This window comes from Pontibacter sp. HJ8 (assembly GCF_054824225.1).
This window is the reverse complement of sequence record NZ_JSYF01000247.1, coordinates 1-20647: the sequence shown is the minus strand read 5'-3', so window position 1 is coordinate 20647 and position 20647 is coordinate 1. Positions and strand designations below refer to the sequence as shown.

Annotated in this window: 19 protein-coding genes and 1 tRNA gene; 13 read left to right on the top strand and 7 right to left on the bottom strand. The window is 50.7% G+C overall.

Going from position 1 to position 20647, the window contains the following annotated elements:
* Window positions 1–518 precede the first annotated feature (518 nt).
* The 3 genes from OB13_RS11670 to OB13_RS11660 all read left to right on the top strand — a co-directional run bounded on the left by OB13_RS11670 (window position 519) and on the right by OB13_RS11660 (window position 3510).
* On the top strand, window positions 519–2288 hold the full coding sequence (locus tag OB13_RS11670) for an ABC transporter ATP-binding protein (protein ID WP_461490343.1): 1770 nt from the start codon (window positions 519–521) through the stop codon (window positions 2286–2288).
* Window positions 2285–2806 carry a GyrI-like domain-containing protein gene (locus tag OB13_RS11665; protein ID WP_461490342.1) on the top strand — a complete coding sequence of 174 codons (522 nt, stop codon included), beginning with the start codon at window positions 2285–2287 and terminating at the stop codon, window positions 2804–2806. Before OB13_RS11670 ends, OB13_RS11665 begins: the two co-directional genes overlap by 4 nt.
* Window positions 2807–2898: 92 nt before the next feature.
* Complete coding sequence (locus tag OB13_RS11660) at window positions 2899–3510, top strand: TetR/AcrR family transcriptional regulator (protein WP_461490341.1); 612 nt, start codon at window positions 2899–2901, stop codon at window positions 3508–3510.
* A 154-nt stretch (window positions 3511–3664) separates the two neighbouring features.
* On the opposite strand, the gene OB13_RS11655 is transcribed toward OB13_RS11660, so the two are convergent.
* Both OB13_RS11655 and OB13_RS11650 read right to left on the bottom strand, forming a co-directional pair.
* On the bottom strand, window positions 3665–4084 hold the full coding sequence (locus OB13_RS11655; RefSeq protein WP_461490340.1) for a hypothetical protein: 420 nt from the start codon (window positions 4082–4084) through the stop codon (window positions 3665–3667).
* A 137-nt stretch (window positions 4085–4221) separates the two neighbouring features.
* Window positions 4222–6006, bottom strand: a complete 1785-nt coding sequence (locus OB13_RS11650; RefSeq protein WP_461490339.1) for an ABC transporter ATP-binding protein — start codon at window positions 6004–6006, stop codon at window positions 4222–4224.
* 152 nt (window positions 6007–6158) lie between these two features.
* On the opposite strand from OB13_RS11650, the gene OB13_RS11645 reads away from it, so the two are divergent.
* From OB13_RS11645 to coaE, 8 genes are all read left to right on the top strand, one after another.
* Window positions 6159–7259, top strand: a complete 1101-nt coding sequence (locus OB13_RS11645) for a Glu/Leu/Phe/Val family dehydrogenase (RefSeq protein ID WP_461490338.1) — start codon at window positions 6159–6161, stop codon at window positions 7257–7259.
* 244 nt (window positions 7260–7503) lie between these two features.
* Window positions 7504–8643: a transcription antitermination factor NusB gene (gene nusB, locus OB13_RS11640; RefSeq protein WP_461490337.1), complete on the top strand. Its 1140-nt coding sequence runs from the start codon at window positions 7504–7506 to the stop codon at window positions 8641–8643.
* Window positions 8644–8731: 88 nt separating this feature from the next.
* Window positions 8732–9037, top strand: a complete 306-nt coding sequence (locus OB13_RS11635; RefSeq protein WP_461490336.1) for a YtxH domain-containing protein — start codon at window positions 8732–8734, stop codon at window positions 9035–9037.
* A 3-nt stretch (window positions 9038–9040) separates the two neighbouring features.
* Entirely contained in the window at window positions 9041–10039 is a 999-nt protein-coding gene (locus OB13_RS11630) for an isocitrate/isopropylmalate dehydrogenase family protein (RefSeq protein ID WP_461490335.1), read from the top strand.
* Between the two features lie 25 nt (window positions 10040–10064).
* Window positions 10065–10601 (top strand): DUF1573 domain-containing protein, encoded by a 537-nt coding sequence (locus tag OB13_RS11625; protein WP_461490334.1) that lies wholly within the window; start codon window positions 10065–10067, stop codon window positions 10599–10601.
* A 32-nt stretch (window positions 10602–10633) separates the two neighbouring features.
* Complete coding sequence (gene yajC / locus OB13_RS11620) at window positions 10634–10936, top strand: preprotein translocase subunit YajC (RefSeq protein ID WP_461490333.1); 303 nt, start codon at window positions 10634–10636, stop codon at window positions 10934–10936.
* A 108-nt stretch (window positions 10937–11044) separates the two neighbouring features.
* On the top strand, window positions 11045–11926 hold the full coding sequence (locus OB13_RS11615) for a YbbR-like domain-containing protein (protein WP_461490332.1): 882 nt from the start codon (window positions 11045–11047) through the stop codon (window positions 11924–11926).
* A gap of 4 nt (window positions 11927–11930) precedes the next feature.
* Window positions 11931–12521, top strand: coding sequence for a dephospho-CoA kinase (coaE, locus tag OB13_RS11610; RefSeq protein ID WP_461490331.1), 591 nt, complete (start codon window positions 11931–11933; stop codon window positions 12519–12521).
* A 264-nt stretch (window positions 12522–12785) separates the two neighbouring features.
* Here coaE and OB13_RS11605 read toward each other — a convergent pair.
* Window positions 12786–12860: transfer RNA gene (locus tag OB13_RS11605), tRNA-Val, on the bottom strand.
* A gap of 203 nt (window positions 12861–13063) precedes the next feature.
* On the opposite strand from OB13_RS11605, the gene OB13_RS11600 reads away from it, so the two are divergent.
* On the top strand, window positions 13064–15565 hold the full coding sequence (locus OB13_RS11600) for an AsmA-like C-terminal region-containing protein (protein ID WP_461490330.1): 2502 nt from the start codon (window positions 13064–13066) through the stop codon (window positions 15563–15565).
* 382 nt (window positions 15566–15947) lie between these two features.
* Here the strand turns inward: OB13_RS11600 and OB13_RS11595 are convergent, their stop codons facing one another.
* The 3 genes from OB13_RS11595 to OB13_RS11585 all read right to left on the bottom strand — a co-directional run bounded on the left by OB13_RS11595 (window position 15948) and on the right by OB13_RS11585 (window position 19494).
* Window positions 15948–17114: a mechanosensitive ion channel family protein gene (locus OB13_RS11595; protein ID WP_461490329.1), complete on the bottom strand. Its 1167-nt coding sequence runs from the start codon at window positions 17112–17114 to the stop codon at window positions 15948–15950.
* A gap of 10 nt (window positions 17115–17124) precedes the next feature.
* Complete coding sequence (locus tag OB13_RS11590) at window positions 17125–18351, bottom strand: Glu/Leu/Phe/Val dehydrogenase dimerization domain-containing protein (protein ID WP_461490328.1); 1227 nt, start codon at window positions 18349–18351, stop codon at window positions 17125–17127.
* Window positions 18352–18423: 72 nt separating this feature from the next.
* Window positions 18424–19494, bottom strand: coding sequence for an anhydro-N-acetylmuramic acid kinase (locus tag OB13_RS11585; protein ID WP_461490327.1), 1071 nt, complete (start codon window positions 19492–19494; stop codon window positions 18424–18426).
* A 122-nt stretch (window positions 19495–19616) separates the two neighbouring features.
* On the opposite strand from OB13_RS11585, the gene OB13_RS11580 reads away from it, so the two are divergent.
* Entirely contained in the window at window positions 19617–19925 is a 309-nt protein-coding gene (locus OB13_RS11580; RefSeq protein WP_018476478.1) for an ArsR/SmtB family transcription factor, read from the top strand.
* A 206-nt stretch (window positions 19926–20131) separates the two neighbouring features.
* Here the strand turns inward: OB13_RS11580 and OB13_RS11575 are convergent, their stop codons facing one another.
* Window positions 20132–20566 (bottom strand): hypothetical protein, encoded by a 435-nt coding sequence (locus OB13_RS11575; RefSeq protein WP_461490326.1) that lies wholly within the window; start codon window positions 20564–20566, stop codon window positions 20132–20134.
* Window positions 20567–20647 lie beyond the last annotated feature (81 nt).

Below are 20647 nucleotides of genomic sequence, written 5' to 3'. Positions count from 1 at the left end.
GTTTAGCGTGAGCGCAACTTGTGGTGGATTATGAGGCTAGTTTGTAACTGACGGAGTTGCTGTTCCAGGTATAGCAACCTTGCATTATTTCATTGCTTCGCCTGGCCGGCGGGGCCTCACTTTTCTCCTTGATGAGAAAAGTAAGCAAAAGAATCAAGACGCTTTTAAACTCGCTGAACGCTCAAACACAAAATCGTCATTGGGGCACCTGGCTCAAGCTATACCTGCGTAGCGGAGGTTGTAAGTTAGTCTGCTATACCTGCCAGTATTACTACTCATGCAGAGATTCTCCCCTTGAGGGGAGTCAGAGGGGTGTCTAAGCAATGACTATGAAACAAGAACTGTCGAACTAGAAAAGCAGGCTCCCCGCCTTAAACAAGGAGGACGAAGGGTAGTTGGACTTGGAATGGCGAAAATCCTGTTCATCCTCTAATCCTGAAAATCCTGATGCAGACAAAGGGAGGGAACAGGGCAGGACAATTATTCCCGGAAACAAAAAAAAAACAGATTAACCGAACTTGGAAGACAAACCAAAAAATACAGGCAGAGTATTCGATTCCGATGTGTTGCGGCGGCTTTTCACGTTTGTGAAGCCCTACGTCCGGATCTTTTACTTTATCGTGTTCCTGACTTTTGCTTCGGCTATACTGGCTGCGGTGCGTCCCTTCCTGATCCAGTACACGGTAGACAACGAGATTCTGCAGAACGACTGGGAAGGCCTCAACCGCATGTTCGTCATATTGGGCGTGCTGCTGGTGGGGCATGCCATTGTGCAGTACCTGCATACCTATTTTGCCGGCTGGCTCGGGCAGCACGTGGTGCGCGACATCCGGGTGCAGCTCTACCGCCACATCCTCAACCTACGCCTCAAGTTCTTTGACCGTACGCCCATCGGCACGCTCGTCACTCGCAACGTGTCGGATGTGGAGACGCTATCGGATGTGTTCAGCGAAGGCCTGGCCGCCATGATCGGCGATATCCTGCAACTGGTGTTCATCCTGGGCTTCATGTTCTACATCGACTGGGAGCTGGCGCTGGTCAGCCTGTCTACGTTCCCGATCATGCTCATCAGTACCTACATTTTCAAGGAGAAGATCAAAGATACCTTCCAGGAAGTGCGTACGGCAGTGGCCCGTCTCAACTCTTTTGTGCAGGAGCATATCACGGGTATGAGTATCGTGCAGATATTCAACAACGAGAAGCGTGAGATGGAGAAGTTCCGGGAGATCAACAAGGAGCATACCCGCGCCAACGTTCGCTCGGTTCTCTACTACTCGGTCTACTTCCCGGTGGCGGAGATCATTGGCGCGGCCGGGCTGGGCCTGCTGGTGTGGTATGGCGCGCACGGTGTGATAGACGATGACGTGTCGCTGGGAACGCTGATGGCCTTCATTCTCTACATTCAGATGTTCTTCCGCCCGATCCGCATGATCGCCGACCGCTTCAACACCCTGCAGCTGGGCGTGGTGAGCACCGAGCGCCTCATGCGCCTGCTCGACAACAAAGAAATGATCCCGGATAGCGGCACCTATGCGCCGGAGAAGATCAAAGGGAATGTGACCTTCCAGGATGTGTGGTTTGCTTACAAAGATGAAGAATGGGTGCTGCGCAACATCTCCCTTCATGTGAAGGCCGGTGAATCGGTTGCCTTTGTAGGCGCTACGGGTGCCGGCAAGACCTCTATGATCAACCTGCTCAACCGCTTTTATGAGATCAACAGCGGGCAGATCAAGATCGATGGCCACGATATCAAAGAATATGACCTGAGCGTGCTGCGCCACCACATCGGCGTGGTGCTGCAGGATGTGTTCCTCTTCTCGGGCACCATTGCCGACAACATCAGCCTGGGCAACAAAGCCATTACCGAAGAACAGATGTGGCGGGCGGCCGATCTGGTGGGAGCACGAAAATTTATTGAGCGCCTGCCGGGCGGCCTGCACTACCAGGTCATGGAGCGCGGGGCCACCCTTTCAGGCGGGCAGCGCCAGCTGATCTCTTTTGTGCGCGCGATGGTGTACAACCCGGAGATCATCATCCTCGATGAGGCCACATCCAGCGTCGATTCCGAAACCGAAGAACTAATCCAATATGCCATTGACCAGCTGATGCATGGTCGTACTTCCATTGTGATCGCCCACCGCCTTTCTACCATACAGAAGGCCGACAAGATCATTGTGATGGACAGAGGCGAGATAAAAGAAATAGGGAACCACGAGGAACTGCTGCGCCAGGATGGTTACTATGCCCAGCTCTACCACATGCAGTATAAAAACATGATTGATTTATGAATAAGAAATTCCTGCTGATAATGGCGGTGCTGACCGTCTTTGTAGCTGGCTTTTTTGCCTACCTGGGCGGTTTCAGTGCTGCCAGCGTTTCAGAAGTTAACGCACAACCACTCTACATTGCCGGCCAGGCCTTCGAGGGCTCCGTGAAAGACGGGCAGATGAACAACTCCTTCCGGAGAGCGGCAGAAGTACTGGACAAAAAAGAACTGGAAGGCGTACTGGGCAACATCTACTACAACAACCCCGATGAGAGCAGCGACAGCATAAGCGCCTTTATCGGGGTCATCGTGCCTGACACAACCGTGTCGTTGCCGGCTGGCTACGAACTGCGCAAGGTGCCCGGCGGCCGGCGATCCCTGCGTGCCGAAGTAAACGCCCATTTTATGCTGGCCCCGAACAAACTGTATGAGGCGCTCTTTGACTATGCCAAGAAGCAGAACCTGCAGCTCGAAACCTTGTATGTGGAGTGGTTTCCAGAGGATCATAAAGGTATAGTGGAAGTGCCGATAAAGGAGTAAGGGGGTGCTTGCAGGTAACGTTTTATCCTATATCTTTGGCCGGGAGGAGGTAAGCCATACCTCCTGCGTCAAACTATAGCGGGACCGGTACTTTGGGCAAAAAAGCAGAGGCAAAAAAAGAGCTGATCCTGGAAGCAGCCAAGTCAGTGTTCGGCAAGCTGGGCTACAGCAAAGCCACCCTGGACGATATCGCCCATACCATCGGGCTGAAAAAACCGACCCTTTATTATTACTACAAAAGCAAGGAAATGCTTTTTATCGAGGCATTTTCCCAGGAGTGGAAGGACAGCCTCTACCGCATCAAAAAAATAGCAGAGCAGGAAGCCGATGCCCGCGAGCGCCTGCTGCGCTACATCCGTTCTTCGTTGCGCTACTACCAGGAAATCGTCACGCAACATACCATTTCTATCCAGGTACTGATCGAAACACGCAGCCTTTTCCAGGAGCTGTTCAAAGAGTCGCGGGCAAAAGAAACGAATTTCTATGCCTCCGTCATCAAAGAAGGTATAGCCAACGGGACTTTCATCCAGTGCGAAGCGGAGCGCGTCGGCTACTCCATTATGGTGGTCAAAGACCTGATCCAGTTCGATGAGTTTCAGCGGGCACAATACCACAACCTGCCCTCCATCGACTTTGACAGGATCGAGCGCGAGGTGCTCTTTACGGTTAACCTCATACTGGAAGGCATACGGGTAAGAGCGTAAGGTATAGCCCAGACATACCTATGCCCTAATCCAATCAGGGGCAACCTGCTGCAACCGGGACGGACATAGGTATACCCAAGCCGGTTCAGGCTTAAAAACTCATCTTAAAAATCGGGGTACTGGGGGCCGGGCGGCTGCCCGGGAGAGCAGGAAGCTACTCCTGCGGATGGCTGGTCTTATACTCTTCCAGCTTTGCCTTGAGCGCATCCACATCTGCATGGTGGCCTTTGGCTACTTCAGCTGCGTCCAGCTCGAGGAGCATGTTCTGCATCTGTTTCAGGTAAGCTGTTTTGTCTTTCTTGAGGCAGCCTTTCTGGTTATCCTTGCAGGTGCCATTCTCATCCATGGGCTTAAACATGCCGCCCTCGCCATAAATAAGCCATTGCGGGTTCAGGTCGTGGAAGTGTTTCACTATAGCCACTAACTCATCTAACAGGTAGTTTTTCCCGGAAATGATGTTGGATAAAACCGCTTCGTCGCTGCCCGTCATGCTCAGAAGCTGTGGCATTTCCAACTCTTTTAAGTTAGTATAGAAGCGGAATCTTTTGCCGATTTGCTGGAGGTCAATTGCCATAGATAGAGAGTTATAAGGTTTTACAAAGTTGCTATACGTACTTATAACAGAATCTGCATCAAAAAATTCCCGGGCAGGTGTTGTTACCCTGCAAACGCGATTCCTGCCCGTGTCAGGAACAACCAGCGGTAAGTGGATTATTCGGAGTCTTCGGCCTGTAGCTGGCGTTCGTAAAGCATTTTATAAAGTCCCTGTTCCTGAATGAGTTCCTCATGGGTGCCATGCTGCACGATCTGGCCATCTTCCAGCACCAGAATGCGATCGGCCAGCTTCACCGACGATACCCGGTGGGAGATGATGATGGACGTACGGTTGGCCATGATGCGGCGCAGGCTGTTCAGGATCGTGTTTTCGGTCTTTGTATCCACGGCCGAAAGCGAATCATCGAGGATGAGTATGCTGGGCTCCCGCACCAGTGCCCGGGCAATCGACACGCGTTGTTTCTGACCTCCCGACAGGGTGATGCCCCGCTCGCCCAGCTTGGTGTCAAACTGCTCCGGAAAGCGCATGATGTTCTCGTATACATCCGCGTCCTTGGCTGACTGCACCATCTGCTCCTCGGTGATGCTGGGCAGGCCAAAGCCAATGTTGTTGCGGATGGAATCGGAAAACAAAAACACATCCTGCGGTACATAGCCGATCTGGCTGCGCAGGCTCTCCAGGTTGTAGTCCCGCACATCCACCCCGTCGATCAGGATGCGGCCATGGGTCACGTCGTACATGCGGGGCAGGAGCGTAGCGATGGTGCTCTTACCCGAACCCGTATTGCCGATCACAGCCAGGGTCTCCCCGTGCTGGATGCGGAACGAAACGTTCTTCAGCGCTTGTATGTGTGTGTCAGGGTATACGAAGTCTACGTTCTCAAAAACAATGTCCCCCTTGATCGGCCTGCTGATGTTCTGGCGCGAAATAATATCGGTCTTGGTTTCGAGGAACTCGTTGATGCGGGCCTGCGAGGCTGCCGCCCGCTGCACCAGACTGGCTGTCCAGCCCAGCGACATCACCGGCCAGGTCAGCATGTTCACGTAGATGATAAACTCGGCTATGTTACCGGTCGTGATGCTGCCATTGATCACTTCCTGTCCACCGATGTAGACCGTGATGATCGTACTCAGGCCGACCAGAAACAGCACCAGCGGGAAAAAGAGCGAGTTTACGAAGTTGAGCTCCAGCGACTTGTCTTTGTATTTGTTGCTGGCCGTCGTGAAATTGTTGTGGGAATCGTCTTCCCGCACAAAGGATTTAAGTACCCTTATACCTGAAAATGCTTCCTGCACAAAGGTCGTGATACCGGAAAGGCTCCGCTGTATCTCATCCGACTTGCGCTCGATGATGTTGTTGACGTAATAAATGCTGATGGCCAGGATGGGCAGTGGAATCAGGGTATAGAGGGTGAGCTTGACGTTGACAGAGAGCATGTAGGGGATCACCATCAGGAACAGCACGACCAGGTTGATGCCATACATGATGGCGGGTCCCAGGTACATACGCACCCGGCTCACGTCTTCGGAGATGCGCGACATCAGGTCGCCGGTGTTGTTTTTGCGGTAGAAGCTCAGCGGCAGGCTTTGGTAGTGCTCGTAGATCTCGTTCTTGAGGTCGTTCTCCACCAGGCGGCTCATGACAATGATCGTCTGCCGTACAAAGAACAGGAATAGCCCCCGCAGCAGGGCCATCACCAGGATCACCACGCCGTACACCAATATACTGCTGGCAAACGTGTCGTACACTGTCTCCTGTTGCGCCATACCTTCGTATAGGTTGTGCAGGTTGATGCCCTCCTTGATCAGGTTAAAGGCATGGCGTACCACCTGGGCCGGCAGTATCTGGAAAAAGTTGGAAATAATAATAAACACCAATCCCCAGAAAAGACGGTATTTATACTTAAGCAGGTATTTATTTAGGTAACTAAGAGATTTCACAGCAAGAAAATGAAGCTTAGAGGCTTTTACGTAGAGTTACAAGGTACAAATTGAATTAGTCAAAAAAAGAATTAATTTTGCAGCGTGAAACAGGAGGTAAGTGAGACGTCACTCTTTCGCAAATATAGAATAACCCTTAATCAAAATCATAAATGGTCGAGTTAAAAGAAGTTGAACTGAAGAAAGATAAGTCGGTCTTTGGTCAGATATCGGAATATAACCATGAGAAAGTGGTGTTCTGTCATGATCATGAGACAGGCCTGAAAGCGATCATTGGCATTCACAATACGGTGCTGGGCCCTGCTTTGGGTGGTACACGTATGTGGTCGTATGCTTCTGAGGCGGAGGCGCTGGACGATGTATTGCGTCTTTCGAGAGGTATGACTTACAAGGCAGCTATCTCTGGCCTGAATCTGGGTGGCGGTAAAGCGGTGATCATCGGCGATGCCAAAAAAGATAAGAGTGAGGCACTGATCCGCCGCTACGGTCGTTTCGTTAAAAACCTGAACGGTGCTTATATTACCGCCGAGGACGTGGGAACGACCACCAAGGACATGGAGTACATCAAGATGGAAACAGACCACGTAGCGGGTTTGCCTGAAGCGATGGGCGGAAGCGGTGACCCGTCTCCGGTAACGGCTTACGGCACCTACATGGGTATGAAAGCGGCTGCCAAGCGCGCATTCGGCACAGATTCGCTCGAGGGCAAGAAAATATCTGTACAAGGTGTGGGCCACGTAGGGGGCTACCTGGTAGAGCTGCTTGCAAAAGAGAAAGCGCAGATCTTCATCACCGATATTTACGAAGACCGCCTGCGCGAGATCTCGTCTAAATACAATGCCAAAGTGATCGGTATGGATGAGGTCTACGACCTGGACGTAGACATCTATTCGCCATGTGCACTGGGTGGAACGATCAACGACGATACCATCAACCGCCTCAAGTGCAAAGTGGTGGCAGGTTCTGCCAACAACCAGCTGCGCGAGGAATCCGTGCACGGACCGGCACTGATCCAAAAGGGCATCCTGTATGCACCGGACTTCCTCATCAATGCCGGCGGTCTGATCAACGTATACTCTGAGCTGCAGGGCTACAACCGCGAGAGTGCGTATGCACAGACGGAGCGTATCTATGGCTATACCCTGGATATTTTCGATCTGGCTGAGAAAGAAGGCATCCATACGCAGCTGGCCGCGACCAAATTGGCTGAGAAGCGTATTCAGAGCATAGGCAAAGTAAAATCAACTTTCTAACGTTCGTATGCTGATATTACAGGTAACCAAAAGTGCTGCACTAACCTGTGGCACTTTTGGTTTACACCCGTTCTACTACAACTAGCAGGTATACGCAATCTGCGCTGCCTGTTGCGTATACACCAATGCAGCCGATTAAAGCTGCTCCCGATGCCCCGGCATCAAAACCAGTGAAATATATATTAACCAATACGTTCTTTAAAATACAATTATGCTCAACCGCAGAACACTACGAATCAAGGCAATGCAAGCGATTTATGCCTACATGCAGGCCGAAAATTCAGATTATCTGCTGGCACTCGACCAGATAGGAGAGGACTTTGCTCCCGACCTGAACTCCATGGAAGTGCAGGACAGAAAGCTGCTGGAAGGAAGAAAGCAGATCGCGCAACTGCTGTTCAAGGAGTGGTACGAAACCGACCAGTTCGAGACAGAGGAGTCCGACAAAGAAATTATCAATGCGGTTAACAGAGCCATTGTATTCTATCAAAACACCCTCAAGAAAGACTACAAGCACTACAGTACCCAGATGATCAATGCGGTGGAGCGGATTTACGACCACTACCTGGGCACCCTGCAGATACTGGAAGTCCTCAAAGGCTTGGTAGAGGACGAAGAAGAGAAAAAAGAAAAGCGGTTCACCGAGGCAAAAGGCCCTGATGTAAAGCGTTTTCTTAACAACCGCGTGGTAGAGCGCATCCTCAGCAACAAATCGTATCAGCAGCACATCATCCGCCGCAACATCAGCTGGGGCTCCGATATCAGCGAGATCCGCCTCGTTTACAGGACCATTCTCAAGCAGGACGAAACCTTCCTGAACTACCTGGCCCTGCCCGAGCCAAGCCTTTCAGACGACCTGGAAGTGGTGAAACATATTTACAAAAACATTATTTTTAAAGAAAAAAACTTACAATCTTTGTTTGAAGAGCAGGATTTGAACTGGGTGGAGAACAAAACCATCGTGAAAAGCCTGGTCAACAAGACCATCAAAGTATTTGGTGAGGAGACAGAAGAGGAACCGGTATTGCTGGATCTTTCTGCCAACTGGGAAGACGACAAAGCGTTCTTCGAGGAGCTGTATCACCAGACCATTCAGGAAGATGACAAGTACGAGGCACTGATTGCTGCCAGCGTAAAGAACTGGGATGTGGAGCGCGTAGCCCTGCTTGATAAGATCATCCTGAAAATGGCGCTTTGCGAAATGCACATTTTCAGAAGCATACCCGTCAAAGTGACCATCAACGAGTACATTGAGATATCGAAGTTATACAGCACCCCCAAAAGCAAGCAGTTTGTCAATGGTGTGCTGGACAAAATGGCTCAGGAACTTAGCACCAAAGGTGACATCCGTAAGTCCGGCCGTGGATTGATAGACAACAAATAAGCCATGTGTCCGGGTGGCCGGTTTATACTAAAATATCGTAAAAGGTAAAAATTACGTACCCGACATATTAGAATATAGATAGAAACCTATGGGTAAGAAGATAAGCAACACTCTCGTCTTTGTATCAGGCGCTGCCGTTGGAGCCGCAGCTGGCATTTTGTTTGCTCCGGAGAAGGGCAGGGAAACACGCAGTTGGTTAAGCTACCGGCTGGAGAAGTACCGTGACACCCTCTCTGATCTGCTGGAACAATTGGTAGAAGACCGCAACCTGGTCACATCAAGCGCCAAATCGGAAGGTCAGCGGGTTATACAGGATGCAAAAGAAAAAGCGGAAAGGCTTTTGGGCGATGTAGATTCACTCATCAACGAGATTAATAGCAGGAAAGAATTATAACACATGAGAAATATCACGCTGATTCCCGGTGACGGGATAGGTCCTGAGATAACGGAAGCTGTTAAATCTATTTTTAGTGCAGCGAACGTGCCCATCAACTGGGAAGAAGAAAACGCAGGGCAGACTACATTTGACGCGATCGGGGAGCTGATACCTGCTACACTCATCGCCTCACTTGAAAAAAACAAAGTAGCCCTCAAAGGTCCGATCACTACACCGGTAGGTAAAGGCTTCAAAAGTGTCAATGTGCAGCTCCGACAGATGTTCGACCTGTACTCCAACGTAAGACCGGCCAAGACCACGCCCGGCGTCACTACCCGCTTCGAAAATGTAAACCTGGTGCTGTTCCGTGAGAACACAGAAGGCCTGTATTCCGGCCTGGAGATGTTTGACGAGCGCCTGCAGATATCGGACTCTGTGGCCCGCATCACGCGCGTAGGCTGCCAGAAAATAATCCGCGCTTCTTTCGAGTATGCCCGCAAGCATGGCTGCAAAAAAGTGACGGCAGTTCATAAGGCCAACATTCTCAAAAGTGCCGGAGCACTTTTCCTGGATGAGTTCAGCAAAATTTCGAAAGACTATCCTGAAATTCAGGCCGACGACAAGATCATCGACAACATGTGCATGCAGCTGGTTGTGAAGCCGGAGCAGTTCGATGTGCTGGTAACGACCAACCTGTTTGGCGACATCCTCTCTGACCTGTGCGCGGGTCTGGTAGGCGGACTTGGCGTCGTGTCGGGTGCCAACATCGGAAGCGATATGGCGATCTTTGAAGCCGTACACGGTTCGGCTCCTGACATCGCCGGTCAAGGCAAAGCCAACCCTACCGCATTGCTGCGTTCTGCCATCATGATGTTGCACCACATCGACCTAAAGAACGAAGCCCACCGCATTGAGGCAGCCCTGGAAGCGACACTGGCCAATAAGGAAGAGTGTACAGGCGACCTGGGTGGCCGTGCCAGCACCATGGAATTTGCCCAGCACATCATTTCGAAACTATAATTTAGACTTAAGCTGTTAAACTAATATGAAAAAGAACCTTTTATTAGCCTTTGCGCTGGGAACTGCTATGATGGTAACCAGCTGTGAACAGAAAAGCTCCGTGGAAAACACCACCGCCAGCGAGAGCCCTGTGGCTGAGCAGCCACAGCAGATAGACAACCCGAATGTAGTGCCTGCCGGTCAGGCGGCCGCCACCACCGGCAATGCCGCGGTGATGTCGTTCAAGGAATCGGAGTATGATTTCGGAACCATCAAGCAGGGTGAGGTGGTAGAGCATACCTTCACCTTTACCAACACCGGCACCACACCCCTGGTGATTGAGAGCGCCTCTGCATCCTGTGGCTGTACAGCTCCTGACTGGACCAAGGACCCGGTAGCTCCTGGCCAGCAAGGCGAAGTGAAAGTACAATTTAACAGTACCGGTAAGTTTGGCCAGCAGTCCCCTACAGTGACGATTCGCGCCAATACTGAACCAAACATTATCAGAATCGCCATGAAAGGCAATGTAGAAGGTGCCAACATACCTACTGCAGGTGCTGATGGCCCGGTAAAACTTAACTAGTAATCCTCTGTAAAAAGAGCTCAACCTACTTTATGCAAACGATATTCCTACAAGCTACACCAGACGGAGGCATGCTGCCACAGTTGCTCATGTTTGGTGCTATTATCCTTGTTTTCTATTTCTTTATGATTCGTCCGCAGCAGAAAAAAGCGCGTGACCAGAAAAAATTTCGTGAGGAACTGACAAAAGGCATGCAAGTTGTTACAATAGGTGGCCTGCATGGCCGTTTAACAGCAGTAAACGAGGATACCGTGGAGATAGAAGTAGACAAAGGCATCCGCCTGACATTTGACAAGTCTGCTATCTCGTTGGAAGCTACCGCGAAAGTGCAATAAGGATAAGACACCTTGTCGTTTGAGAAAGCCCGAAATATTGTTTTATGGTTTGTAAGGCCATTTAAGCCACAAACAAAGCACTACTGGAGAATAGTACTGCTTTGTTTTGTGGCGGCTTCTACTTTCTGGCTGCTGAACGCGCTCAACAAAAGCTACTCCACACAAACCACCTATCCCATCCGGTTTGTGTACAACGACCAGCGCCTGGTCCCCATCAAAGCCCTTCCGGAAGAAGTACTCGTGAATGTGACAGGCAAAGGCTGGAAACTGCTGCGCAAGTCGCTCAAAGTGGAAGTGCAGCCGGCGGAGATCTACATCCGCACCCTGCCCCGCAACAACTACCTGCTGGGTTCTGCCTTGCGTCCGTCTCTGGTAAACGCCATGGATGGCCTGCAACTGAACTTCGTGGTGACCGACACACTCTTCTTTAACTTTAACGCGCAGGTGACAAAGCGTATTCCGCTGCAACTGGATCCAAAGCAAAAGTTAACCGACGACCGGCATGCCCTGCTGAGGCCGGTTAGCATCACCCCCGACACCATCATCTTCAGGGGCCCTTCCTCTATGGTAGACAGTCTGCCGGATCCTTTTCTGCTGCGCCTGCCTATCGCCAACTTAACGGAGCCAACTAAACTAAGTGTTCCTATTGCCTACGATAACAGCTCGCTGATCAAAGCCAATATCAGTGAGGCGACGGTGGCGGTAAAGGTAAGACCTCTGCAGCAGCGCGAAATGCTTGTCTCACCGGAGCTGGTCAATGTGCCTTTAAAAGCCGAGGTCACCCTGCGGCCACAGGTGGTGCTCATACGCTACCAGACCCTGGAAGATTCCGGTGCCATCATAAATCCAAATGCTTTCCGAACGGTGATAGACTTCTCCAAGTATAACCGGCAGGACTCCACCGTGGCGCCGGAACTGGTGCAAAAGCCAGCGGGAGCACGCAACATTTCCCTTTGGCCGGAGCGCATGAAGGCTATTTTAGAAAAGTAGGCTTATGCTGAAAATAGGTATAACCGGTGGCATAGGGGTAGGCAAAACGATCGTGTGCCGTATGTTCCAGGTACTGGGTATACCTGTCTACGATGCCGATACGCGTGCCAAATGGGTCATGCAGTACGACCCCCAGCTCAAGGAGGAACTCCAGGAGGCCTTTGGCACAGCAGCCTATACGCCGGAAGGCCAGCTCAACCGCACCTACCTTTCCTCGGTCGTGTTTAATAATCCCGAGCGCCTGGCGCTACTCAATGCCCTGGTGCATCCGCATGTAGGCACTGACTTTGAGAAATGGGCCGCTGCGCATGCTGCGGCACCTTATGTGATCAAAGAAGCGGCTCTGATGTTCGAGTCGGAGTCGTGGAGGCAGATGGACGAGATCATCGCCGTGTTTGCTCCCCTGGACGTGCGGATGAAACGGTTGCTGCAGCGGGATCAGCATCGCACCGAAGCGGATATCAGAGCCATTATCAGCAAGCAGCTGAAAGAAGAAGAGAAGATGGCCCGTGCCCACCACATTGTCTACAACGACGACAAACAGCTGATCATTCCGCAGGTGCTGGCCCTGCACGAGCAATTTAAGAGCAGATAAAACATCCTGCCTGCTTTCATTCCCCCATACCCTGTGCTATCATACCTGATGCTATACCTTGGCGATAACTAACAGGTATAGCCGGAGCATCTGTTTCGTTTATATGGACCAACCTGAGAGGATATCCTGGAAAATATACCAGTATAGAAAGGGTAACGTTTAACTGGAAAGGTCCTGTGGGGAATGCGCAAAATCCGGAGGCTGCAACACCTGTTGCCCAAAAAGTATGGACATAAAAAAAGGACAACTTTCGTTGTCCTTTTGTGGGGCGTACTGGATTCGAACCAGTGACCCCCTGCTTGTAAGGCAGGTGCTCTGAACCAGCTGAGCTAACACCCCGTTTTATCGTTTCGTTGACCTGTTGTCCCCGTTTGATGATGCAAATATGGGGTGTTTTTTTTTAACCGCAAAACATTTGAAAAAAAATTGTCAAAATTTTTTTTCACGCCCCAACACCTATTGTGCGCCCGTATTTACTGCAGTACCTTTAGCTTTTGTAAGATGCTTAAAATCTGAACTTTCCCTTGAAGCAAAAACGGTTTGTGAAAAAAGTGCTATTTTATCTCACGCTGGGAGTGATGGTGCTAACGTGCATTTCAGTTGGCCTGGTGTATGCTTATCAGGATAAGATCGTGGGACTCTTTGTGACAGAGGCAAATAAGCACATCAAGACGAAAGTAGAAGTAGACAAGATTTCGCTCTCGCTTTTCGATAAGTTTCCGCAGGTAGCGGTGGCACTGGACCATGTGAACGTGATAGAAGGTGTGGCCGGTAGTAAAGAGTCGCTGGCCAAAGCGGAGAAGCTCTACTTCACCTTCAGCCTTTTCGACATCCTGATGGGCCGGTATAACGTGAGGCAGCTGTACATGGAAGATGGCTCTCTGCATGTGAAAATGCTGAAGAACGGGAAGCCCAACTACCACATCTTCGCCACCGATACAACCGCTGCTTCCGAAGACTTCTCCTTTAACCTCGAAAAGATCAACCTGGCCCGGGTAGCCCTGCGCTATACCGACGAGCAACTGAACCAGGATATTCAAGCCGATGCCCAGCACCTGGTGGCTGCCATGACCATCTCTACCGAAACGATAGCCCTGGAAGCCGAAGGAAAAGCAACCGTCCGCACGATCAGCATCAGCAGTGGCGAGTACTTCAAGAACAAAGCGATCGATCTGAGCACGGCACTGACCATAAGCCGGATGGCACAAACCATAGCGCTGCAACCGTCGGTGGTGAAGGTAGAAGGTGCTGCCTATGAAGTAGGGGGTGGGATTGCTTACGCCGGACCGACAGAGCTGGACCTGAAGCTGGAGGGCAAAAACACCGACATCCAATCGCTGTTGTCCCTGCTGCCGCAGCATATCACCCAGGAATACAGCAAATACCGCAGCGAAGGAGACGTATACTTCAGCGGAACTATAAAAGGCAAGGCATCGTCCAGACATAACCCGCAGGTAGCCTTTCGCTTTGGCAGCCGCAATGCGTCTTTTTATCATCCGGATGTGAAGCAGCGGGTAGAGAAGCTCAACCTGGAAGGAAGCTTTACCAATGGCGCCAGCCGCAATAGCAGTACCTCTGTGCTGGAGCTGAAGAACCTGCGGGGCGTTCTCAACAAGCGGGCCTTTTCGGGCAATGTGCTCTATCGTAATTTCGACAACCCCTACCTGGCCTTTGATGCCAAAGGTATGCTGGACGTAGGCTACGTGCTGGGCCTGCTGAAGCTGGAACAGGTGCCGAGCGGCAGCGGACTGGCCGATGTCCGCATCGCATTTTCAGGCAACCTGAAGGAGTTTAAAGCAAAGCCCGGCAACAGCACCCTGAGCACCACAGGCGACATTACGCTGCATAATGTGTCGCTGGGACTGCAGGAGTTTCCGCTGCCACTCAGGGGGCTGTATGGCAATTTTATTTTTAAGAAGAATGATGTGGCCGTGTCAGACTTCAAAGGCAAACTGGGCGACTCTGATTTTGTGCTGAATGGCATGTTCCGGAACGTGATGGCCTGGTTGCTGCTCGACAAACAGCGGCTGCTGGTAGAGGCAGATTTTAACAGCCGCTACCTGGACTTTGACCAATTGCTAAGCGAAGAGCAGAACACGCCCGCCGCTTCACGCAAGGGAGGGGATGATGCTGCTTATAAATTCAATGTGTCGCCCGACATTGCTTTTGACCTGAGTGCTTCTATTCATAAAATGAAATTCAGGCGCTTCCGGGGTGAGAACATCAAAGGGGAGGTAAAACTGCGCAACCAGGTGGTTTCCTCGCCTAACATATCCTTCAACGCCATAGGAGGCAACTTTGCCGTGCGCGGCGATCTGGATGCCCGCAACCGGGACCATATCAAAGTCAGTACAGCCACCAAACTCAGTAACATGAGTGTGGACAGTCTCTTTTATGTTTTTGAGAACTTTGGGCAGGTCTTCATCATGGACCGGCACCTGCGGGGCCGGCTGACGGCCAACATCATCTCGGAGGTATACTTTGACAGCCATCTCAACCCGAAGACCGACCTGCTGCAGGCCGAGATAGCCGCCACCGTGCGCGATGGGCAACTGATCAACTTTGCTCCCATGCAGAAGATGTCGGCTTTCGTGAAGCGCTCCGAGCTGGCCAATATGAAGTTTGCCGAGCTCAGCAACAACTTCTGGATACAGCAGCGCACGATCTATATTCCGGAGATGGATATCAAGTCCAACCTGTCGGCTATTTCCTCAGTTTCTGTTTCCGGTACCCATACCTTCGACCAGGATATGGATTACAAGATAAAACTGCCCCTGCTCAATAGCAGGCGACCCGATAAGGACGCTGTGTACGGGGTGGTGGCCGAAGACACGGATGCAGGCAGCAGCATGCTATTCCTGGCCGTGAAAGGAAAAGAAAGTGATTTCAAAATAACGTATGACAACGAGCGCGTGCGTGAAAAAATAAAGACTGACCTCAAGCAGGAGGGGATAGAGCTGCGGGAGTTGCTGCGGGGTAAAAAGCCGGCAAAGAAGGAGAAGAAAGTAGAACTACAGGAAGGCGAATACTTTGATTTTGATTAAGGGTGCGCCGGCTTCCTGTTTAGATTTTCTTACCAGGTTGCAAAGCAGGGCTGCTTAAAACGGAGTAAGTGTCAGTGTAGTATTGTAAATATCATATTTAAGTTACACTTGCTGTTATGATATATTCACCTGTTTATTCTATACTTTTATAAAAAAAGTACTGTTTTGCATACAACCATAGGCACGGTAGCCCGTTAAAAAATCAAAATTACAAAAAGGAAAACAGGGTAGAAAGTAAAGGAAAGTGAAGCAATAGCTGCCGGACTTCTTGATAAGGTTATATATGATTCCGTTTACGGAAGCAGGTAGCCGGAAGCAGATGCAGCTTAACGATATAAGGGTGAAAAAAAAGCCGGAGCTTCTCCGGCTTTTTTATTTCTGCTTACTGAAAGTTAGTGGAAGGGAAATGCTCCGGTTTGGGTTGCTTCCGGATTTGCTGCTCTTCCGGCTGATGAATATGAAGTGTCTGGGTCGGGAAGGCAAAGTCAGCGCCATGCTTCTCTACTATCTCCACTATTTTATAGGCAATCTCTTCCTTGACATTGATATACTCATTCCAATCCAGCGACTCCACAAAGTAGAGGACCATTATATCCTTGGAACTGGGGTTCAGGTCCTGAAAGCGAACACGCCCATCCAGGTTAGTTTGCGGATGGTTATCAATGTATAGCTGCAGCTCAGAGGCAATGGCTTTGATCTGCTCGGATGTAGTCGCATAGGTCAGTCTGACATCAAATTTGACACGCCGGAATGTACGCAGCGACAGGTTGTTGAGCGGCTTATCGATCATGCTCTTGTTGGGCACCGTTACGAAGGTTTTCTCGAGCGTGCGTATGCGGGTACTTCTGAAACCAATTTTCTCGATTACGCCGGTAATCCCGTCAACTTCCACCAGGTCGCCCACTACGAAGGGGTGATCCAGGAAAATGGTGAAGGAGGCCAGCAGGTTTTCCAGGCTTTCCTTGGCAGCAAAGGCAATCGCCAGGCCACCCACTCCCAGACCGGCCACCATACCTGCCACATTGACGCCAAACACCGAGCCCAGCACGATCAGAAAAGAGAAGATCGAAACCAGCACTTTGATAAAATCCTTGAAAAAAGGGATCAGCTGTTCGTTTAACTTGGAGGACGTCCTGGAGGCGGCTCTGCTCTGAAACACCAAGCCGATAAAATCAATGAACCGGAGGATAACCCAGGTAATGGCTACGATTACAAATATCTGGTAGGTACGCATCAGCACGACCTTCAGGATCGGGTCGCCCTTCTTGCCGATGGACGCCGGATCAACCGGATAGTCGAGTACGTTCACTGCAAAAAACAGGAATACCAGGAAAAGGACCACTTCCAGGGGCTGAAGCAGGAGGCGCTTCAGGTCAGCCTGGCTCTCTTCATCCGAAAACCTCCCAACCATCCTGGAGATCACCTTCGCAATCAGTCTGGAGAGAAGCGTCTTGAAGATATAGCCGAACAGCAGTATACCTGCAAACCAGAGGTAAGCGGAAACGGTATTGCCTAAAAACTCATGGGAAAGAAACTTGCTGATGTCCATGCAGGGCGTACTATAATAATTGGCTTAAGGCAATCTCAAAAGACGTTTTGGCAATCTCTGTTTTTGCCTGGCTCTTTTGGTTGGCCTTCTCAAGCGCTGTAAAAATGGTTCTGGATATATCTGAGAAGATGGCCTCGTCCGTAATTGCTACTTCGCTCTCCATCAGGTAGGCAAACACCCGGGCCATGCCGCAGTTGGCAATGAAATCAGGTATAACCGAAATGTTCCGGTCTGCAAACTCGCCGGTAGCCCCAAAAAATATCTCCGGATCCTGGAAGGGGACGTTGGCCCCGCAGGAAATAACTTCCAGGCCACAGCGGATCATTTGTTCCAGTTGCGGGCGTGTTACCAGCCTGGAGGCAGCGGCAGGTATAAAGATCTCTGCTTCCAGCGACCAGATGCGGCTGTTCACTTCCTCAAACGAGAGAAGGTTCCCGGCGTACAAGGTATTGCCCTGCCGGTCGTAAAACAGCTGGCCGATTTCTTCGAAGGTGAAACCCTCTTCATTGATCAACCCTCCCGCCCGGTCGATTATACCTACAATTCTGACTCCTCTGGATGCCAGGTAATAAGCAGCCGCGGCACCTACATTGCCCCAGCCCTGAATGATGGCCCGTTTGCCTTCGACGTTGCCACCCCAAATACTATAATAGTGCCGCACCGCTTCTGCCACGCCATACCCGGTGATCATATCGGCCACCGTATACTTGCGGGTGGCGGCGGGCGTATAGGCAGGATCCTCCAGCACTTTGATCACGCCCTGGCGCAGCTGGCCGATCTTATTGATCTTCTGAGGCTCGGTTGCGTTAAAATGGCCATTTACAACCCCTTCCTGCGGGTGCCACAGGCCGTAGTCCTCTGTGATGGGAATTACTTCATGAATCTCATCCACGTTCAGGTCGCCGCCGGTGCCGTAGTAGTTCTTGAGCAAAGGAATGACCGCTTTGTACCAGCGCTCCAGCACACCGCGTTTGCGCGGATCGGCAGGGTCGAAGTTGATACCCGATTTAGCTCCTCCGATGGCAGGACCGGAAACGGTAAATTTTACTTCCATGGTCTTGGCCAACGACTCCACTTCGCGCTTGTCGAGGCCTTTGCGCATGCGGGTGCCGCCACCGGCTGCACCGCCCCGCAACGAGTTGATCACGACCCAGCCTTCTGCTTCTGTCTCAGAGTCATTCCATTCAAACACTATTTCAGGACGCTTATTTTCAAATTTAGCGAGCAGCTCTTTCATGAATATCTTTTGCTAAGAGTTATGCAGCAAAGGTACGAAATTACCTGTGAGGATGCAGCCCTAGCTAGGATACTAGCCCAGGTATATAGCGCCTCCCACGTTGTCGTGGCGGGCACCCGTGACGCTGCGAAGGCAGTTGTGCTGCCCGCGCCAGCGCAGTACGCCCAGAAAAGCAAAGATCAGTGCCTCTTTAAAAGAAACAACTTCCGGCTCGGGCACTTCTACGCTATAGGCTTGCCCCAGCAGCTGCTCCAGCAGCTCTACCAGGTATAGGTTGAATGCGCCGCCTCCTGTCAGCAGCACCCGGTGCCGGCCCTGGTGCAGGGGCTGCAAGGCTTCCTTCAGCTGCATGGCGATGTGGTGGCAAACCGTATGGAGTTTGTCAACAGCAGAAGCGCTGTGGTTGTCAAGATCACGCAGGCTGTTTTCCAGGACCCACTCCTTCCCAAGCGATTTAGGAGCGGGATCTGTAAAATAAGCGGGGGCATTGAGCTGATCCAGTAGGTCCTGCTGCAGCGTGCCGCCACGGGCCAGCAACCCGTCCTTGTCGTAGTCCAGGCCCAGGCTGCCTGCCAGGTGGTTGAGCAGCATATTGCAGGCGCCTATATCAAAAGCCAGTCTTTGGCCGTTCTTCTGAAAAGAAACATTGGCTATACCTCCCAGGTTGATACAGAAATCGTAGTCGCCGAAAAGCAATTCATCGCCGATCGGAACAAGCGGTGCCCCCTGCCCTCCAAGTGCAATGTCCAGCGTGCGGAAGTCGCACACGACAGGCAGGCCGGCATGCGCAGCCAGGTAGGCGCCGTTGCCTATCTGCAGGGAGATATGTTTGTCGGGCTGGTGAAAGATGGTATGGCCGTGCGAGGCGATGAAATCGGGTTGCACGCCGGAGGTGGCTACAAAGCTCTGTACCTGCTCGCCCAAGTAGCGGCCGTAAGCATGATCGAGGGCAATTAATTGCTGACCGCTCCAGGTTTCAGATTCCCGGAGAGAGTCAATCCAAGTATCGTCATATACTAATGTAGTAGCATTAAGTATTTTATATATCCAATTTTCGTTTTTATACGTAAATCTACAAAATGCTAAATCCAGGCCGTCGAGAGAAGTGCCTGACATGAGGCCAATTACGTTATATGTGTCCATAAGCGAAAATTAGTAAAAATCATTTAAGGTAAATCAGCCAAATGTCGCTATTGCCGTATATATCTTAATATGAATTGAATTGTTTAAATGTATGTAGAAACTGTTAGGTATAATTATTAATTATGAAAAGTTTGTTATCTAGAATTGAATCTAAGAAAATAGATAAGGCGGCTGCCATGCTGAAGGTATTGGCTCATCCGAAGAGATTGGCTATAGTGGACTTGCTGGGCAAGGAGGAGAAAATGACGGTTACCGAGATATACAAATACCTGGACCTACCGCAAGCGATCGCTTCTCAACACCTTATTACGCTTAAAGACAAAGGCGTTTTGTCTTCTTTTAAGGTAGGAACAAAAATCTATTACTCTCTTTCAATTCCTAAACTGATTGATGTGATAGATTGTCTGGAGGAATGCTGCATCGATATCTAAACACAAGCCTACCGGGTGTTGCGAAACACCAAAGAGTACACCTATTGAAGAGCCAAAGGTTTCCGATACCTTCAAAATGAAGCTTGCGGGGACCTTTGGCTTTTTCATTCCCTAAAAATTATGGGCCGTTCACTCGAAAACCTGTAACAGGTTATACCCCCGGTTTTTGCCGCCCCGAGGCCAGGCAGCAAGCAAAGGCGGAAGGCTTAAAGTGTAATATGGCTGCTGTTCTTTGGCGTTGCCTTCCCTTTCTTAGGCTTCTTTCCTGCATTGGTCTTCTTCGCCACCGCGTGCTTGGTCTTCATTGCCTTCTCAATTTCTCTTTTCAGGATATCATGGCCTTCTACGGTAGTAGCGGCAGCAAGCGCTACGGCATCTCTACGCTTCAGCCTGGAAGCAGCTGCGACAACCTGTGGGTTCGAAGCCGCCACCCAATCCGCATCCGCATTGCTCGACTTGCTAGCAGCAGGCTGGCTAGACACCAACCTGAAGTTGGTCGCTGTCGGAGAAAGAGCCGCCTTAACCATCTTTTTGCTGCGCTTATCAGTTGATGTGTTCCCTGTTAAAGCGTGTGGTTGCGTGGTGCAGGAGCATAGAAGAACAAGCGTCACAAAGCTTAACAGGAAAGAAATTCTTTTCATCAGTTGATGGATTTAGATTTTAAAGTGTTTTAGCAGTAGGGTGTTTGTTTTCTTAGCTACACGTTTCTCAACTCAGGCCAC

Bases quoted from the DNA above. Each gene is read 5' to 3' on its own strand.
- OB13_RS11575 (WP_461490326.1), bottom strand. From the start codon at position 20,566: ATGAAAAGAATTTCTTTCCTGTTAAGCTTTGTGACGCTTGTTCTTCTA.
- nusB (WP_461490337.1), top strand. From the start codon at position 7,504: ATGCAAGCGATTTATGCCTACATGCAGGCCGAAAATTCAGATTATCTG.
- OB13_RS11590 (WP_461490328.1), bottom strand. From the start codon at position 18,351: ATGAAAGAGCTGCTCGCTAAATTTGAAAATAAGCGTCCTGAAATAGTG.
- OB13_RS11635 (WP_461490336.1), top strand. From the start codon at position 8,732: ATGGGTAAGAAGATAAGCAACACTCTCGTCTTTGTATCAGGCGCTGCC.
- OB13_RS11580 (WP_018476478.1), top strand. From the start codon at position 19,617: ATGAAAAGTTTGTTATCTAGAATTGAATCTAAGAAAATAGATAAGGCG.
- OB13_RS11630 (WP_461490335.1), top strand. From the start codon at position 9,041: ATGAGAAATATCACGCTGATTCCCGGTGACGGGATAGGTCCTGAGATA.
- coaE (WP_461490331.1), top strand. From the start codon at position 11,931: ATGCTGAAAATAGGTATAACCGGTGGCATAGGGGTAGGCAAAACGATC.
- OB13_RS11655 (WP_461490340.1), bottom strand. From the start codon at position 4,084: ATGGCAATTGACCTCCAGCAAATCGGCAAAAGATTCCGCTTCTATACT.
- OB13_RS11665 (WP_461490342.1), top strand. From the start codon at position 2,285: ATGAATAAGAAATTCCTGCTGATAATGGCGGTGCTGACCGTCTTTGTA.
- OB13_RS11645 (WP_461490338.1), top strand. From the start codon at position 6,159: ATGGTCGAGTTAAAAGAAGTTGAACTGAAGAAAGATAAGTCGGTCTTT.
- OB13_RS11625 (WP_461490334.1), top strand. From the start codon at position 10,065: ATGAAAAAGAACCTTTTATTAGCCTTTGCGCTGGGAACTGCTATGATG.
- OB13_RS11595 (WP_461490329.1), bottom strand. From the start codon at position 17,114: ATGGACATCAGCAAGTTTCTTTCCCATGAGTTTTTAGGCAATACCGTT.
- yajC (WP_461490333.1), top strand. From the start codon at position 10,634: ATGCAAACGATATTCCTACAAGCTACACCAGACGGAGGCATGCTGCCA.
- OB13_RS11585 (WP_461490327.1), bottom strand. From the start codon at position 19,494: ATGGACACATATAACGTAATTGGCCTCATGTCAGGCACTTCTCTCGAC.